Below are 15,145 nucleotides of genomic sequence, written 5' to 3' on the forward strand. Positions count from 1 at the left end.
CCCTTCCGGTCCCGCAGGGGCCCTTGGCGCAGTACCGCGGGCACGTCCTGCCCCTTCCCCGGCGTGGAGGAGGGGCAGGACGCGCGGGCGGGGTCAGGGGGTGGTGAGCCCGAACCAGTAGGCGAAGGTGTCGAGGAGGGCGTCGAGCGCGTCGAGCGGTTCGATGGTGCCGCTGGTGATGACGAGGGAACCGTCGGCGAGCAGCTGGCCGGGGGTGGCGGCGGCGATGGCGAGCCGGTTGAGGCCGTCCCGGGTGATGTCGTAGACGGCGTCGGTGGTGGCGGGTTCGAGGGTGCCGGGGTACTGGACGAGGACGCCGTTGCGTACGCGCAGGGTGTACGTGGTGGGGTCGTCCGGCAGGCCGTCGGTGACGGTGAGGCCGATGGCGAGGGGCCGGTCGGCGGCGTTGGGCCCGTTGAGTCGGATGCCGAGGTAGTCGAAGAGCATGTCCAGGGGCATCGCGGCGAGGACCGGCGGAGTGATGATCTGCGGCGACGGCGGTTCGACGGGGTCGTCCACCGGGCGGACGCGCAGTTCGTTGGCGGCGGCGAGGTAGAAGTTGCGCCACGGGCCGCTCTCGGCCTGGTAGCCGAGCTGTTCGAGGATGTCGGCCTGGAGGGTGCGGGCGGCCTCGTCCGCGGGGTCGGCGAAGACCACGTGGGTGAGGAGTTCGGCGGCGAAGCGGTAGTCCTGGGCGGTCTTGGCGTTGTCGAAGGTCGCCTGGGCGATCTCCACGATCTTGTCCGCGCCGCCGAAGGCGTCGACGTACCGGGCTCCGGACTCCTCGGGCGGCAGGGTGTGCAGATGGGCGGCGTTGCCGTCGTACCACCCGAGGTAGCGCTGGTAGACGGCCTTGGCGTCGTGGTTGACGGTGCCGTAGTAGCCCCGGTTGAACCACTGCCCGGCCAGCGACTGCGGGACGGCGCCGTCGAGTTCCTCGCCGATCTCCGTCATGGTCCGGCCGTGGTTGGCCAGACGCAGGGACTGGTCGTGCAGATAGCGGTACAGATCGGCCTGCGAGGTCAGGAACGAGCGGACCGTCAGCGGCTCCTCCGCGCTGTTCCAGCGGGGCCAGAAGTGGGAGGCGAACAGGGAGTCGGAGCGGTCGGCGTACCAGTCGGCGGACTGGATCAGGAACTCCGACCACGCCTTGGCGTCACGGACCTGGGCGCCGCGCAGGCTGTAGAGGTTGTGGAGGGTGGGAGTGGCGTTCTCCGCCATGCACAGGGAGCGGATGTCGGGGAGGTAGAAGTTCAGCTCGGCCGGAGCCTCGGTGCCGGGGGTGAGCTGGAACTCGATGTTCACCGGCCCGAAGGCGTGGACGATGCCGGGGGCGGCGATCTCGGAGGTGACGGTGAAGGTCGGCGCGAGCAGCCCGGAGGTGCCCAGCGAGTTGGCCTTGCCGAGACCGGCGTCCACCTGCCCCCGCTCGGAGCGCTCCAGGAGGGAGCCGTACATGAACTGGGCCCGGCGCTGCATGGCGTTGCCCGCGTAGACGTTCTCGCTGACGGCGTGCTCCAGGAAGCCGTCGGGGGCGATGATCTCCACGTCGTCGGGCGGGGTCCGGTCGTCCCACAGGCCCAGCACACCGCCGTAGTGGTCGATGTGGGAGTGGGTGAAGAGCACCGCGCGGACGACCCGGTCCTCGCCCCGGTGGCCGCGGTAGAGCGCGAGCGCGGCGGCGGCGGTCTCCTCGCTGATGAGGGGGTCGACGACGACGATCTCCCGGGAGGTTCCGGTGGGGTCCTCCAGGAAGGTGATGTTGGACAGGTCCATGCCCCGGACCTGGTAGACGGCGTTCTCGACGACCTCGAACAGGCCCGTGTTCATGTTCAGCAGGGCGTTGCGCCACAGGCTCGGGTTGACGGTGTCGGGCGCCTGGCCGGTGAGGAACTGGAACGGTGCCAGGGACCAGGCCGGTACCGGACCTCCGCCCTCCTTCTCGACGGTGAAGTCGGCGGGCAGGGCGGCGACCAGCCCCCGGGAGGCGAACGCGGCCTCCGCGTCGACGGCCGGGTCCGGGACCACGACGGCGGCGTTCACATCCCTCGTCAGGGGGGTGGCGGGCTGGGGCTGGGCGCGATCGGGAAGGGCCACGGGTGTCCACACCTTTCGTCGGCTGAGCGGACGGCCGGTACGACGCGCGGGGCGGGGCGAGGAGAGGCGGGACGCGCGGGCGCCGTCGCGGCACGACGGACGACCCGGCCTCCCCTCGGACTCGGAGCACGATCCGTAGCGGCACGGATACGCACGGTACGGGTGGGTCGGCGGGCGCCTGAAGTCCCGTTCCGGACAAACCATCCGTACGAAACCGGCACATCGCACACGAGTTCGGGCGAGAGTCGTGCCCGTCGGGAGGGGCGTGGTCCGGTTCCGCTCCCGCGCCCGCGCGCCGGGCCGCCGGGCGCCTCCGTTCAGCGGATGACGAGGAACCTCACTGGCCCATGACGTACTTCACCGTCGGGCCGGTGGTCCAGCCGCCGTCCACGGCCAGCTCGGCGCCGGTCACGTACGAGGCGGCGTCGGAGAGCAGGAAGACGACCGCGCCCGCGATCTCGTCGGCCTCGCCGACCCGGCCCATCGGGGTGTTCGGGTAGTGACCCTCGCCGCGCTGGATGCCCACGGAGGCGGTCATCGGGGTGTACGTCATGCCCGGGTGGACGGAGTTGACGCGGATCCGCGCGGTGCCGAGCTCCACCGCGCCGATCTTCGTCAGCCCGCGCACGCCCCACTTGGAGGCGCCGTACCCGGCGGTCAGCGCCAGGCCCATCAGGCCGGCGGCCGAGGAGATGTTGACGATCGAGCCGCCGCCGGCCTCCCGCATCGCCGGTATCGCGGCCTTCATGCCGATGAAGACACCGGTCAGGTTGATGTCGAGGACCTTGCGGAAGTGCTCGACGGACTCGCTCTCCAGGAGCGTGCCGGTGGAGATGCCCGCGTTGTTCACCAGACCGTGCAGCGCGCCGAACTCCGCCACCGCGTACGCCACGGCCGCGGCCCACTCCTCCTCGGAGGTCACGTCGTGGTGGAGGAAGCGGGCCCGCTCGCCGAGCGCCTCCGCGGTCGCCCGGCCCTCCTCGTCGAGCACGTCGGTGAGGACCACGTTCGCGCCCGCCGCGACCGCCTGCCGGGCCGCCTCGGCGCCCAGTCCTCGGGCGCCGCCGGTGATGAGCACGGTCTTTCCGGTGAGGTCGTTCATGAGGGGTCCTTTCGGTGGTGCGGGGGGCCCGGCCGCGCGGCGCGCAGCAGGGCGGTGGTGGTCTCGACCAGGTCGGCGAGGAAGAGCGCCTCCCCGGTGAGGGGTTCGATGCCGTCGAGGTACTGCCGGGCCCGGTCCGCGAGCGCCGCGCCCACCACGGTCAGCGCCAGGTCGACGCGCTCCAGGAGCAGCGGTTCGGGCAGTCCCTCGGCGGCCGGTCCTTCGGCCAGCCGCTCGATCAGGCGCCAGTAGGCGGTGCCCGCGAGCGTGGGGTGGGGAGTGCGGGAGCGGATCCCGCTCTCGTGGCTGAGCTGGGCGGAGATCCGCAGACAGCGCAGCCCCCGCTCGGTCCGCAGCTCGCTCGCCTCGGCGGTGACCAGGACCTCGACCAGGGCGCGGGTCCCGTCGGGCGCCGCGTCAAGGAGGGGGGCGAGCACGTCCTCCGTACGGGCCTGCCGGGCGGCCATCACCGCGTCGAGCAGTCCGGAGCGGGAGCCGAAGTGGTACTGCACGGCGGAGGGGTTGGCCTGTCCCGCCCGTGCGACCACGTCCCGCAGCTGCGCGCCGTGGACGCCCTGGGCGGCGAAGACCTCCTCCGCCGCGCGGATCAGTCTGTCCCGGGTCTCGGGCCCCGATGTTCTCGCCATGCACTCATATTAATGCTCGGCATTAGAAAACGGGAAAGGGGGTGGGGCCGTCCGGACGGTTGACTCGATACACCGGTGTATCCAAGATGCGGACCATGTCCTACGACGCTGATGTGATCGTGATCGGAGCCGGTCTCGCCGGGCTCGTCGCCACCGCCGAACTGGTCGACGCGGGCCGCACCGTGATCCTGCTCGACCAGGAACCCGAACAGTCCCTCGGCGGCCAGGCCCACTGGTCCTTCGGCGGGCTCTTCCTCGTCGACTCGCCCGAGCAGCGCCGGATGCGCGTCCGCGACAGCCACGCCCTCGCCCTCCAGGACTGGTACGGCACCGCCGGGTTCGACCGGGCCGAGGACCACTGGCCCCGCCGGTGGGCCGAGGCGTACGTCGACTTCGCGGCGGGCGAGAAGCGCGCCTGGCTCCACGCGCGCGGGGTGCGCTTCTTCCCCGTCGTCGGCTGGGCCGAGCGCGGCGGCTACGACGCCAACGGGCACGGCAACTCCGTCCCTCGCTTCCACATCACCTGGGGCACCGGCCCCGGTCTCGTCGCCCCCTTCGAGCGCAAGGTCCGCGAGGGCGTGGCCCGGGGTCTGGTACGGCTCCGCTTCCGCCACCGGGTCACCGGACTCGGCCGCACCGGGGGCGCCGTCGACACCGTCACCGGCGAGGTCCTGGAACCCTCCGCCGCTCCCCGGGGGACCGCGAGCAGCCGCACCGTCACCGGCGACTTCACCCTGCGCGCCCAGGCGGTGATCGTCACCTCGGGCGGCATCGGCGGCAACCACGACCTGGTCCGCGCCCAGTGGCCCGAACGGCTCGGCACCCCGCCCGCCCGGATGCTCTCCGGCGTCCCCGCCCACGTCGACGGACTGATGCTGGGCGTCGCCGAGAAAGCGGGCGCCCGGCACGTCAACCGCGACCGGATGTGGCACTACACCGAGGGCATCGAGAACTGGAACCCCATCTGGGCCCGGCACGGCATCCGCATCCTGCCCGGCCCGTCGAGCCTCTGGCTGGACGCCACCGGCAAGCGGCTGCCCGTTCCGCTCTTCCCCGGCTTCGACACCCTCGGCACCCTCGAACACATCATGCGGACCGGCCACGACCACACCTGGTTCGTCCTGGACAAACGCATCATCGGCAAGGAGTTCGCGCTCTCCGGCTCCGAACAGAACCCCGACCTCACCGGCCGTTCCGTCCGCGACGTGCTCGGCCGGGCCCGCGCCGACGTGCCCGGCCCGGTGAAGGCGTTCATGGACAAGGGCGCCGACTTCGTCGTCGAGGACGACCTGTCCGCCCTGGTCCGGGGCATGAACCGGATCACCGGCGACGACCTCCTCGACGAGCACGCGGTGCGCCGCGAGATCGTCGCCCGCGACCGGGAGATCGCCAACCCCTTCACCAAGGACCTCCAGGTCACCGCGATCAGGGGCGCCCGCAGATACCTCGGCGACAAGCTCGTCCGTACGGCCGCCCCGCACCGCATCCTGGATCCGAAGGCGGGCCCGCTGATCGCCGTACGGCTCGGCATCCTCACCCGCAAGTCCCTCGGCGGACTGGAGACCGACCTCGACTCCCGGGTCCTCACCGAGGGCGGGGAACCCCTGCCGGGCGTGTACGCGGCGGGCGAGGCGGCCGGTTTCGGCGGCGGCGGGGTCCACGGCTACCGCTCCCTCGAAGGCACCTTCCTCGGCGGCTGCGTCTTCTCGGGCCGCGCGGCGGGCCGGGCGGCGGCGCGAGCGGTGGGGTAGGCGGCGGGGGCGGTGGAGCGGGTGGTGGGGCAGGCGGTGGGGCAGGTGCCTTCGAGGGCGCGGTGGGGGTGGGTCCGGCTTCCGGGACGGGCTCCGGCGCGGACGGAGGACCGGCCGGGCGGCGGCGCGCGCGGCGGATCAGGCGGGCGTCCGCTCCACCACCCGGAACCGCTCCACGACCAGCATCGTCCCCTCGTCCACCGTGAAGTCCGGCCTGCCCAGGCCCTCGCGCATCTCGGCGCTGTGCCAGAACCGCTCGTGCTCCGCGCGCCACTCGGCGACCGACGTGAAGCCCTCGCCCTCGTCGAGCGCCAGCGAGAGGTCCGCCTCGCCGAGGGGCAGCACCCGGACCTCCGTGATCTCCACGACCGCGACCTCACGCCCGGCCGAGTCGATGAGCGCCGACCGCTCGCCCACCTCGGGCAGTTCCTCGTTCTCGGTCTCGTACTCCACGAGCAGTCCCGTGGTGGCGGTCTTCTCGCCGTCGAGCACGGCGGCCACCAGCCGGTCCCGCAGAGGGCCGGGGAAGGCGAGGAGGAAGGGCTTGAGCGCAGCAGAACCGGTCATGACGGACAGTTTGCCAGTCATGACCGGTTCTGCTGCGACCCGGGGTAACCCCTCGGTCACAACACCAGCGACAGCAGCAGGACGAAGACGATGCCGACGACCGAGATGATCGTCTCCATCAGGGACCAGGTCTTGACGGTCTGGCCCACGTTCATCCCGAAGTACTCCTTCACCAGCCAGAACCCGGCGTCGTTCACATGGCTGAAGAAGAGCGAACCCGCGCCGATGGCCAGGACGAGCAGCGCCGTGTGACTGGTCGACATGCCCTCCGCGAGCGGAGCCGCGAGGCCCGCGGCCGAGATGGTCGCGACCGTGGCCGAGCCCGTCGCGAGCCGGATCGCGACGGCGATCAGCCAGGCGAGCAGCAGGGCGGGGATGGCCCAGTTCTCGGAGAAGTCCAGGATCATCTGGCCGACGCCGATGTCGATCAGGGTCTGCTTGAAGCCGCCACCCGCGCCGACGATCATCAGGATGCCCGCGATCGGGGCCAGGGACTTCTCCACGATCGACGACAGCCGGTCCTTGCCGAAGCCGGCCGCCCGGCCCAGCGTGAAGAGGGCCACGATCACGGCGGTCAGCAGCGCGATCAGCGGCGAGCCGATGACGTCGGTGACCTTCTGCACCCCGCTCTCCGGGTCGTCGACGACGATGTCGACGAGCGCCTTGACCAGCATCAGGGCCACCGGCAGCAGGATCGTCGCCACGGTGATGCCGAAGCCGGGACGCTTCTCCAGGTCCTCGGAGGGGCGCGCCGGGATCATGTGCTCGGGGGCCGGGATGTCCACCCAGCGGGCGGCGTACCGGGCGAAGAGCGGACCGGCGATGATCACGGTCGGGACGGCGACGACGAGACCGAGGGCGAGGGTGACGCCCAGATTGGCGCCGACCGCGTCGATCGCGACGAGCGGGCCGGGGTGCGGCGGGATCAGCCCGTGCATCACGGAGAGTCCGGCGAGCGCCGGGATGCCGATCCGCATCAGCGAGTAGTTGCCGCGCTTCGCGACGAGCAGCACCACCGGGATCAGCAGCACGATGCCGACCTCGAAGAAGAGCGGCAGACCGATCACCGAGGCGATGAGGACCATCGCCCACGGCATGGCCCGGCCGCCCGCCCTGGCCAGGATCGTGTCGACGATCTGGTCCGCGCCGCCCGAGTCGGCGAGCAGCTTGCCCAGGATCGCGCCGAGCGCGATCAGGACGCCCACCCCGGCGACGGTGCTGCCGAGACCGCCGGTGAAGGACTTGATGGTGTCCGCGAGCGGCGCCCCCGCCATCGCGCCGAGCGCGAGCGAACCGATGGTCAGCGCCAGGAAGGCGTGCAGCTTGAACTTGGTGATGAGCAGGACGATGACGGCGATGCCGGCGAGTACGGCGATGCCGAGCTGGGCGTTGCCTGCCGAGGTGATGGGTTCGGCGGCGTCCGCTGCCAGGATCTCGACGCTGAGACTGGTCACGGTGGGTCCTCGGGGGTCAGTGGGCGAGCCGGCGCAGCGCGGCGACGGCTCTGGCGGTGATCTCTGCGGGAGTGCCGACGACGTCGACGGCGACGCCGGACTCGTCGTCCTGGAGCGGCTGGAGGGTCGCGAACTGGGAGTCGAGCAGGGCGGTCGGCATGAAGTGGCCGGTGCGCCCCGCCATCCGCTCCTCGATGAGTCCCCGGTCACCGGTGAGGTGCAGGAAGACGATCCCGGGCGCGGCGGCGCGCAGCCGGTCACGGTAGCTCCGCTTCAGCGCGGAGCTGCTCACCACCCCGCCGAGCCCGGCCCGGCCGTGGGCCCAGGCGCCGATGGCGTCGAGCCAGGGCGCCCGGTCGGCGTCGTCGAGGGGGGTGCCTGCCGACATCTTGGCCACGTTGGCCGCCGGGTGGAAGTCGTCGCCCTCCGCGTAGGGGAGGCCGAGCGCTTCGGCGACCAGCGGGCCGATCGTGGTCTTGCCGGTCCCGGCGACGCCCATCACGACGACGACCTGGGGGTGGGGGGTGGTGCTCATGGGTGGTGCCTCGCTGTCTTCTTCGACATCGATCCGTCGCGCTCATGAAACCCATTGGGTACGACGTATTCAAGAGTTTGTGACAAAAAAGTATTACTTTTCATTCCGGAGGTGATCACTCCGGCCCGCCCGCATAGGCTTGCGGCCATGACGACTCCGGCCCAGGGCCTCCACTCCCACGTCCTGGCCGTCCTGGGCCTCGCCATCACGGCGGGGGAGTACCCGCCCGGCACCGTGCTCCGCACCGACGAACTCGCCCAGCGCTTCGACGTCTCCCGGACCGTGGTCCGCGAGGTCGTCCGCGTCCTGGAGTCCATGCACCTCGTCGAGTCCCGGCGCAGGGTCGGCGTGACCGTCCTGCCCACCCGCAGCTGGAACGTGTACGACCCCCAGGTCATCCGCTGGCGTCTGGCCGGCGCCGACCGCCCCCGTCAGCTCCGCTCGCTCACCGTGCTCCGCTCCGCCGTCGAGCCCGCCGCCGCCGGGCTCGCCGCCCTGCACGCCACCCCCGAGCAGTGCCGCGAGCTGACCGAACAGGCCCTCGGCATGGTCGCGACCTCCCGCGGGCGACGCCTGGAGGAGTACCTCGTCCACGACATCGCCTTCCACCGGATCGTGCTCGACGCCTCGGGGAACGAGATGTTCGCCCGCCTCGGCGACGTCGTCGCCGAGGTCCTCACCGGCCGCACCCACCACCGCGTGATGTTCGAGGACCCCGACCCGGCCGCCGTCACCCTCCACGTCCGGGTCGCCGAGGCCGTAAGGGAGCGGGACGCGGTCCGCGCCGAGGAACTCACCCGGGAGATCGCGGTCGGCGCGCTCAGGGAACTGGACGTCCTGGCCCCGTGAGGCACGAGCCCCGCGGCCCGCGCGCGCCCCGTCACCGCGAGCCGCGACTCCATACCATCCCGGCAAACCTCTGAACTAGCTCAAATCCGGGCGTCTCCCGCCATGTGGCACAGTTGTCCGCGCCCTCTTGCCGTAAGGATGGGCGCCGTGGCCGTCCCCGGGTGAACCCGTGAGGGCGCGGCCGGGCACCGCACGACCTCCCCCCACAAAGGCGAACAACTCCATGACTGACCGCGTCACCGCGGCCGAAAAGCTGCCCGACGCACCGGCCGCGACCCCCCACGTCGACGCCGGCGACGCCGGATACCGCAAGGACCTCACGTCCCGCCACATCAACATGATCGCCATCGGCGGAGCCATCGGCACGGGCCTCTTCCTCGGCGCCGGCGGACGCATGGCCCAGGCGGGCCCCTCGCTCTTCCTCGCGTACGCCGTCTGCGGACTCTTCGCCTTCCTCGTCGTCCGGGCCCTCGGCGAACTGGTGCTCTACCGCCCCTCCTCCGGCGCCTTCGTCTCCTACGCCCGCGAGTTCATGGGCGAGAAGGGCGCCTACACGGCCGGCTGGCTGTACTTCCTCAACTGGTCGACCACCTCCGTAGCCGACATCACCGCCGCCGCCACCTACGCCCACTTCTGGTCGATGTTCAGCGACATCCCGCAGTGGATCCTCGCCCTGATCGCCCTCGCCGTCGTCCTCACGGCCAACCTCATCTCCGTGCGGTACTTCGGCGAGATGGAGTTCTGGTTCTCGATCGTCAAGGTCGGCGCCCTCGTCGCGTTCCTGCTCATCGGCGTCTTCCTCGTCGTCACCTCGCACGAGATCGACGGACACACCCCCGGGCTCGCCACGATCACCGACAACGGCGGTCTCTTCCCCGGCGGCTTCATGCCCATGCTGCTGCTCATCCAGGGAGTCGTCTTCGCCTACGCCTCCGTCGAACTCTGCGGCGTCGCCGCGGGCGAGACCGAGAACCCCGAGAAGATCATGCCCAAGGCGATCAACTCGATCATGTGGCGCGTCGGCCTCTTCTACGTCGGCTCCGTGGTCCTGCTCGCCCTGCTGCTGCCCTACACCGCGTACTCCGGCGAACAGAGCCCCTTCGTCACCGTCTTCGACAAGCTCGGCGTCCCCGGCGCCGCCGGGATCATGAACCTCGTCGTCCTCACCGCCGCCCTCTCCAGCCTCAACTCCGGCCTGTACTCCACCGGCCGCATCCTGCGCTCCATGTCGCTCTCGGGCTCCGCGCCCACGTTCGTCGGCGTCATGAACAAGAACGGCGTCCCCTACGGCGGAGTCCTCCTCACCGCGGGCTTCGGCGTCCTCGGCGTCGGGCTCAACTTCGTCATGCCCGACAACGCCTTCGAGCTGGTCCTGAACATCGCGTCGCTCGGCATCATCGGCACCTGGACCATGATCATGCTCTGCTCGCTGCTCTTCTGGCGCCGCTCCCGCGAAGGCCGGGTCGTCCGCCCCGGCTTCCGCCTGCCCTGGGCCCCGTACACCCAGATCGCGACCCTCTGCTTCCTCTGCGGCGTCCTCGTCCTCATGTGGATGGACGGCGGAGTCGGCCGCACCACCGTCGCCTGTCTGCCGCTCGTCGCGGCGGCCCTCACCGGCGGCTGGTTCCTGGTCCGCCGCAGGGTCCGCGCCCTCGCCGACACCGACCGGCCCTGAGATCCCCCCACGGGAACCGGAGAGGCCCCCGGCAGGCTCGTCCTGCGGGGGCCTCGCCTCTTGTCGGGAGATAGTGGTACGCAAGAGCCTTACAAGATCCGTTCGGAAAGGAAAGTTCGCGATGCCGCAGCACGTCCAGGGGGTCATCGCCCCCGGCAGGAACGAACCGGTACGGGTCGAGACGATCGTCATCCCCGATCCCGGACCCGGCGAGGCCGTGGTGAAGATCCAGGCCTGTGGCGTCTGCCACACCGACCTGCACTACAAGCAGGGTGCCATCAACGACGAGTTCCCCTTCCTCCTCGGCCACGAGGCCGCCGGAATCGTCGAGTCGGTCGGCGAGGGCGTCACCGACGTCGCCCCCGGCGACTTCGTCGTCCTCAACTGGCGAGCCGTCTGCGGCACCTGCCGGGCCTGTCTGCGCGGCCGCCCCTGGTACTGCTTCGACACCCACAACGCCAAGCAGCGGATGACCCTGCTCGACGGCACCGAACTCTCCCCGGCCCTCGGCATCGGCGCCTTCGCTGAGAAGACCCTCGTCGCCTCCGGCCAGTGCACCAAGGTCGACCCCGCCGTCGCCCCCGAGGTCGCGGGCCTCCTCGGCTGCGGCGTGATGGCCGGCATCGGCGCCGCCATCAACACCGGGAACGTCGGCCGCGGCGACACCGTCGCCGTCATCGGCTGCGGCGGCGTCGGAGACGCGGCCATCGCGGGCTCCCGCCTCGCCGGAGCCTCGAAGATCATCGCCGTCGACATCGACGACCGGAAGCTGGAGACGGCGAAGACGATGGGCGCCACCCACACCGTCAACTCCCGCGCCACCGACCCCGTCGAGGCGATCCGCGAGCTGACCGGCGGCTTCGGCGCCGACGTCGTCATCGAGGCCGTCGGCCGCCCCGAGACCTACCAGCAGGCCTTCTACGCCCGCGACCTGGCGGGCACCGTCGTCCTCGTCGGCGTCCCCACCCCGGAGATGAAGCTCGAACTTCCCCTCCTCGACGTCTTCGGCCGCGGCGGCGCCCTCAAGTCCTCCTGGTACGGCGACTGCCTGCCCTCCCGCGACTTCCCGATGCTCGTCGACCTGCACCAGCAGGGCCGCATCGACCTCGCCGCCTTCGTCACCGAGACCATCGGCCTCGGAGACGTCGAGAAGGCCTTCGCCCGCATGCACGAGGGCGACGTCCTGCGCTCGGTGGTGGTGCTGTGATGAACGCCCGGATCGATCACCTCGTCACCTCCGGCACCTTCAGCCTCGACGGCGGCACCTGGGACGTCGACAACAACGTCTGGATCGTCGGCGACGACACCGAGGCGATCGTCATCGACGCCGCCCACGACGCGGAGGCCATCCTCGCCGCCCTCGACGGCCGCGCCCTGCGCGCCATCGTCTGCACCCACGCCCACAACGACCACATCGACGCGGCCCCGGCGCTCGCGGCCGCCACCGGCGCCCGCATCCTGCTCCACCCCGCCGACCAGCCGCTGTGGAAGCAGACCCACCCGGGCCACAGCCCCGACGGCGACCTGGCCGACGGCCAGATCCTCACCATCGCGGGCACCGACCTCACGGTCCTGCACACCCCGGGCCACGCCCCCGGCGCCGTCAGCCTCTACGCCCCCGACCTCGGCACCGTCTTCACCGGGGACACCCTCTTCCAGGGCGGGCCCGGCGCCACCGGCCGGTCGTTCTCGGACTTCCCGACGATCGTCGACTCGATCCGCGAGCGGCTCCTCACCCTCCCGCCGGAGACGGTGGTACGGACCGGCCACGGCGACACCACCACGATCGGCGCCGAGGCCCCTCACCTCCAGGAGTGGATCAGCCGAGGCCACTGAGGGCCAGCCGGCTCTCGAAACTCCTCGGCTCGCCCGTGAACGGGTCGGTGAACCCCAGCCTCCGCGCCAGCAGTTGCAGCGGACGCCGGTGGTCCTCCGGCCCGTCCTCACGGACCACCGGATAGACCGGATCGTGCAGGATCGGCAGGCCGAGCGCGTTCATGTGCACCCGCAGCTGATGGGTCCGCCCGGTCTCCGGTTCGAGCCGGTAGCGCCCGAGTCCGCCCCGCCGCTCCACGAGCGCGATCCGGCTCAGCGCGTTCGGCTCGCCCGGCACCTCCCGGGCGGCCATCACTCCGCGCTCCTTCTCGATCCGGCTGCGCACCGTCGCGGGCAGCACCACCGCCGGGTCGTACGCGGCGACCGCCTCGTACTCCTTGCGCACGAGCCGGTCCCGGAACAGCGTCTGGTACGCCCCCCGGTCCTCCTCCCGCACGACGAAGAGCACGAGCCCCGCCGTCAGCCGGTCGAGCCGATGCGCGGGCTGGAGCCGGGGCAGCCCCAGTTCCCGCCGCAGCCGGGCGAGAGCGGTCTCGGTCACGTGCCGCCCCCGGGGCATCGTCGCGAGAAAGTGCGGCTTGTCCGCGACCACGATCCGCTCGTCCCGGTACACCACCCCGACCGGAAAAGGCACGGGCTCCTCCGGCGGGAAATCCCGATGGAACCAGAGATACCGCCCCACGGCATACGGCTCGTCCCCGGAAACGGCCCCGTCGACCCCGACGAACCGCCCGTCCCGCAGCATCTCCTCGACCCGCCCGCCGCCGATGGCCGCCCCGTACCGATCGAGCAGATGGTCCCGCACGGTCCCCCAGACCCCCGCGGCGTCCTCAGGCAACCGCACCCGAACGGGATCGACCCCGTCCCGCTGCGCCAAGGGCGCGGCAGGCGCCTTCGCTCTCCCTCTCACCGCTCCGCCTCGTGATAGCGCGTACACATACGGAAAGTCCCGGTCGAGATAATCTCGACCGGGACTTTCATGTTGTGTCCGAGGGGGGACTTGAACCCCCACGCCCGATAAAGGGCACTAGCACCTCAAGCTAGCGCGTCTGCCATTCCGCCACCCGGACTAGGTGTCTGTCTTCCTGGCCGCTCGGCCCTTCCGACGTGGAAAACAATACCAGGGTTCGAGCAGGTCGATCACCACCCCCGACCAGGCCTCCCCGCATGTGACGGGCGCGTGTCGGTACGGGGTCTCCCTTGGGCGGGAGGCGGGGTGCGCGGGAGGATGGGGAGAGCAGCGAAGCAATCACGTGGGGCACGTAGTGGGAGGAAGCAGCGTGAGCGAGTCGAACACCGGCCGAAGCATCACCGCGGAGAACGAGGTCGTCGACCTCTGTCGCGACCTCATCCGTATCGACACCAGCAACTACGGCGACCACTCGGGTCCGGGGGAGCGGGCGGCGGCGGAGTACATCGCCGAGCAGCTCGCCGAGGTCGGGCTCGAACCGAGGATCATCGAGTCGCACCGGGGACGTGCCTCCACCGTCGCCCGCATCGAGGGGGAGGACCCGTCCCGGCCCGCCCTGCTCATCCACGGGCACACCGACGTCGTCCCGGCCAACGCCGAGGACTGGACCCACCACCCCTTCTCGGGCGAGATCGCCGACGGCTGCGTCTGGGGGCGCGGCGCCGTCGACATGAAGGACATGGACGCGATGACCCTCGCGGTCGTGCGCGACCGGCTGCGCAGTGGCCGCAAGCCCCCGCGCGACATCGTCCTGGCCTTCCTCGCCGACGAGGAGGCCGGCGGCACCTACGGCGCCCGGCACCTGGTCGACCACCACCCCGACCTCTTCGAGGGGGTCACCGAGGCCATCGGCGAGGTCGGCGGCTTCTCCTTCACCGTCAACGAGAACCTGCGGCTCTACCTGGTCGAGACGGCGCAGAAGGGCATGCACTGGATGCGCCTGACCGTCGAGGGCACCGCCGGGCACGGCTCGATGACCAACAACGACAACGCCATCACCGAGCTGTGCGAGGCGGTCGGCCGTCTCGGGCGCCACCAGTGGCCGGTCAGGGTCACCAAGACCGTGCGGTCCTTCCTGGACGAGCTGTCGGACGCCCTCGGCACCCCGCTCGACCCCGAGGACATGGACGCCACTCTCGCCAAGCTCGGCGGGATCGCCAAGATGATCGGCGCCACCCTCCGCAACTCGGCCGCCCCGACCATGCTCGGCGCGGGGTACAAGGTCAACGTGATCCCCGGTCAGGCCGTCGCGCACGTCGACGGGCGGTTCCTGCCCGGCTACGAGCAGGAGTTCCTGGCCGATCTCGACCGTATCCTCGGCCCCCGGGTGAAGCGCGAGGACGTGCACGGCGACAAGGCCCTGGAGACCAACTTCGACGGCGCCCTGGTGGACGCCATGCAGCTGGCGCTGCGGGCCGAGGACCCGATCGCCCGCGCCGTGCCGTACATGCTCTCCGGCGGCACCGACGCCAAGTCCTTCGACGACCTCGGCATCCGCTGCTTCGGCTTCGCGCCGCTCCAGCTGCCGCCGGAACTCGACTTCGCCGGGATGTTCCACGGTGTGGACGAGCGTGTTCCGGTGGAGGGCCTGAAGTTCGGCGCCCGAGTCCTGGACCGGTTCATCGACGCCTGCTGAATTCGTCCGCGCGTTTGCGTGTGACC

General features: G+C 71.2%; 13 protein-coding genes and 1 tRNA gene. 6 read left to right on the forward strand and 8 right to left on the reverse strand.

The window, feature by feature from the left end; genetic code table 11:
- Positions 1-93: 93 nt before the first annotated feature.
- From BU197_RS28460 to BU197_RS28470, 3 genes are all read right to left on the reverse strand, one after another.
- Positions 94-2,097, reverse strand: coding sequence for an alkyl/aryl-sulfatase (locus tag BU197_RS28460; protein ID WP_317452095.1), 2,004 nt, complete (start codon positions 2,095-2,097; stop codon positions 94-96).
- A 337-nt stretch (positions 2,098-2,434) separates the two neighbouring features.
- On the reverse strand, positions 2,435-3,199 hold the full coding sequence (locus tag BU197_RS28465) for a glucose 1-dehydrogenase (RefSeq protein WP_188271201.1): 765 nt from the start codon (positions 3,197-3,199) through the stop codon (positions 2,435-2,437).
- Entirely contained in the window at positions 3,196-3,846 is a 651-nt protein-coding gene (locus BU197_RS28470; protein WP_188271202.1) for a TetR family transcriptional regulator, read from the reverse strand. The genes BU197_RS28465 and BU197_RS28470 overlap by 4 nt, the downstream gene beginning before the upstream one ends.
- Before the next feature lie 95 nt (positions 3,847-3,941).
- Here BU197_RS28470 and BU197_RS28475 point away from each other — a divergent pair, with 95 nt between their 5' ends.
- The gene (locus tag BU197_RS28475; protein WP_188271203.1) at positions 3,942-5,597 is read left to right on the forward strand and encodes an FAD-binding dehydrogenase; all 1,656 of its coding nucleotides are present in this window, start codon (positions 3,942-3,944) and stop codon (positions 5,595-5,597) included.
- A 138-nt stretch (positions 5,598-5,735) separates the two neighbouring features.
- Here BU197_RS28475 and BU197_RS28480 read toward each other — a convergent pair whose 3' ends face one another.
- The 3 genes from BU197_RS28480 to BU197_RS28490 are packed head-to-tail and all read right to left on the reverse strand — an operon-like array spanning position 5,736 to position 8,153.
- The gene (locus BU197_RS28480; protein ID WP_223182873.1) at positions 5,736-6,164 is read right to left on the reverse strand and encodes an ASCH domain-containing protein; all 429 of its coding nucleotides are present in this window, start codon (positions 6,162-6,164) and stop codon (positions 5,736-5,738) included.
- Between the two features lie 56 nt (positions 6,165-6,220).
- Positions 6,221-7,618, reverse strand: coding sequence for a gluconate:H+ symporter (locus BU197_RS28485; RefSeq protein WP_188271205.1), 1,398 nt, complete (start codon positions 7,616-7,618; stop codon positions 6,221-6,223).
- Between the two features lie 16 nt (positions 7,619-7,634).
- A complete protein-coding gene (locus BU197_RS28490) occupies positions 7,635-8,153 on the reverse strand; it encodes a gluconokinase (RefSeq protein WP_188271206.1) in 519 nt (172 codons plus the stop codon).
- Between the two features lie 147 nt (positions 8,154-8,300).
- Between BU197_RS28490 and BU197_RS28495 the strand changes: the two genes are divergently transcribed.
- From BU197_RS28495 to BU197_RS28510, 4 genes are all read left to right on the forward strand, one after another.
- Complete coding sequence (locus tag BU197_RS28495) at positions 8,301-9,002, forward strand: FadR/GntR family transcriptional regulator (protein WP_188271207.1); 702 nt, start codon at positions 8,301-8,303, stop codon at positions 9,000-9,002.
- A 223-nt stretch (positions 9,003-9,225) separates the two neighbouring features.
- A complete protein-coding gene (locus BU197_RS28500; RefSeq protein WP_188271208.1) occupies positions 9,226-10,677 on the forward strand; it encodes an amino acid permease in 1,452 nt (483 codons plus the stop codon).
- A 121-nt stretch (positions 10,678-10,798) separates the two neighbouring features.
- On the forward strand, positions 10,799-11,884 hold the full coding sequence (locus BU197_RS28505; protein WP_188271209.1) for an S-(hydroxymethyl)mycothiol dehydrogenase: 1,086 nt from the start codon (positions 10,799-10,801) through the stop codon (positions 11,882-11,884).
- Complete coding sequence (locus tag BU197_RS28510) at positions 11,884-12,513, forward strand: MBL fold metallo-hydrolase (protein ID WP_188271210.1); 630 nt, start codon at positions 11,884-11,886, stop codon at positions 12,511-12,513. The genes BU197_RS28505 and BU197_RS28510 overlap by 1 nt, the downstream gene beginning before the upstream one ends.
- Here the strand turns inward: BU197_RS28510 and BU197_RS28515 are convergent.
- Complete coding sequence (locus BU197_RS28515; RefSeq protein ID WP_188271211.1) at positions 12,497-13,423, reverse strand: pseudouridine synthase; 927 nt, start codon at positions 13,421-13,423, stop codon at positions 12,497-12,499. The two genes, BU197_RS28510 and BU197_RS28515, sit on opposite strands and share 17 nt — an antisense overlap.
- 75 nt (positions 13,424-13,498) lie before the next feature.
- A tRNA-Leu gene (locus BU197_RS28520) sits at positions 13,499-13,583 on the reverse strand.
- 210 nt (positions 13,584-13,793) lie between these two features.
- On the opposite strand from BU197_RS28520, the gene BU197_RS28525 reads away from it, so the two are divergent.
- Positions 13,794-15,119, forward strand: coding sequence for a M20/M25/M40 family metallo-hydrolase (locus BU197_RS28525; protein ID WP_188271212.1), 1,326 nt, complete (start codon positions 13,794-13,796; stop codon positions 15,117-15,119).
- Positions 15,120-15,145 lie beyond the last annotated feature (26 nt).

The sequence above is a fragment of the Streptomyces sp. CBMA291 genome, from assembly GCF_014596525.1.
GTDB lineage: Bacteria > Actinomycetota > Actinomycetes > Streptomycetales > Streptomycetaceae > Streptomyces.

Excerpts from the sequence above, each read along its gene's own strand:
- BU197_RS28495 (WP_188271207.1), top strand. The coding sequence starts at position 8,301 with ATGACGACTCCGGCCCAGGGCCTCCACTCCCACGTCCTGGCCGTCCTG.
- BU197_RS28465 (WP_188271201.1), bottom strand. The coding sequence starts at position 3,199 with ATGAACGACCTCACCGGAAAGACCGTGCTCATCACCGGCGGCGCCCGA.
- BU197_RS28490 (WP_188271206.1), bottom strand. The coding sequence starts at position 8,153 with ATGAGCACCACCCCCCACCCCCAGGTCGTCGTCGTGATGGGCGTCGCC.
- BU197_RS28510 (WP_188271210.1), top strand. The coding sequence starts at position 11,884 with ATGAACGCCCGGATCGATCACCTCGTCACCTCCGGCACCTTCAGCCTC.
- BU197_RS28500 (WP_188271208.1), top strand. The coding sequence starts at position 9,226 with ATGACTGACCGCGTCACCGCGGCCGAAAAGCTGCCCGACGCACCGGCC.
- BU197_RS28480 (WP_223182873.1), bottom strand. The coding sequence starts at position 6,164 with ATGACCGGTTCTGCTGCGCTCAAGCCCTTCCTCCTCGCCTTCCCCGGC.
- BU197_RS28470 (WP_188271202.1), bottom strand. The coding sequence starts at position 3,846 with ATGGCGAGAACATCGGGGCCCGAGACCCGGGACAGACTGATCCGCGCG.
- BU197_RS28505 (WP_188271209.1), top strand. The coding sequence starts at position 10,799 with ATGCCGCAGCACGTCCAGGGGGTCATCGCCCCCGGCAGGAACGAACCG.
- BU197_RS28475 (WP_188271203.1), top strand. The coding sequence starts at position 3,942 with ATGTCCTACGACGCTGATGTGATCGTGATCGGAGCCGGTCTCGCCGGG.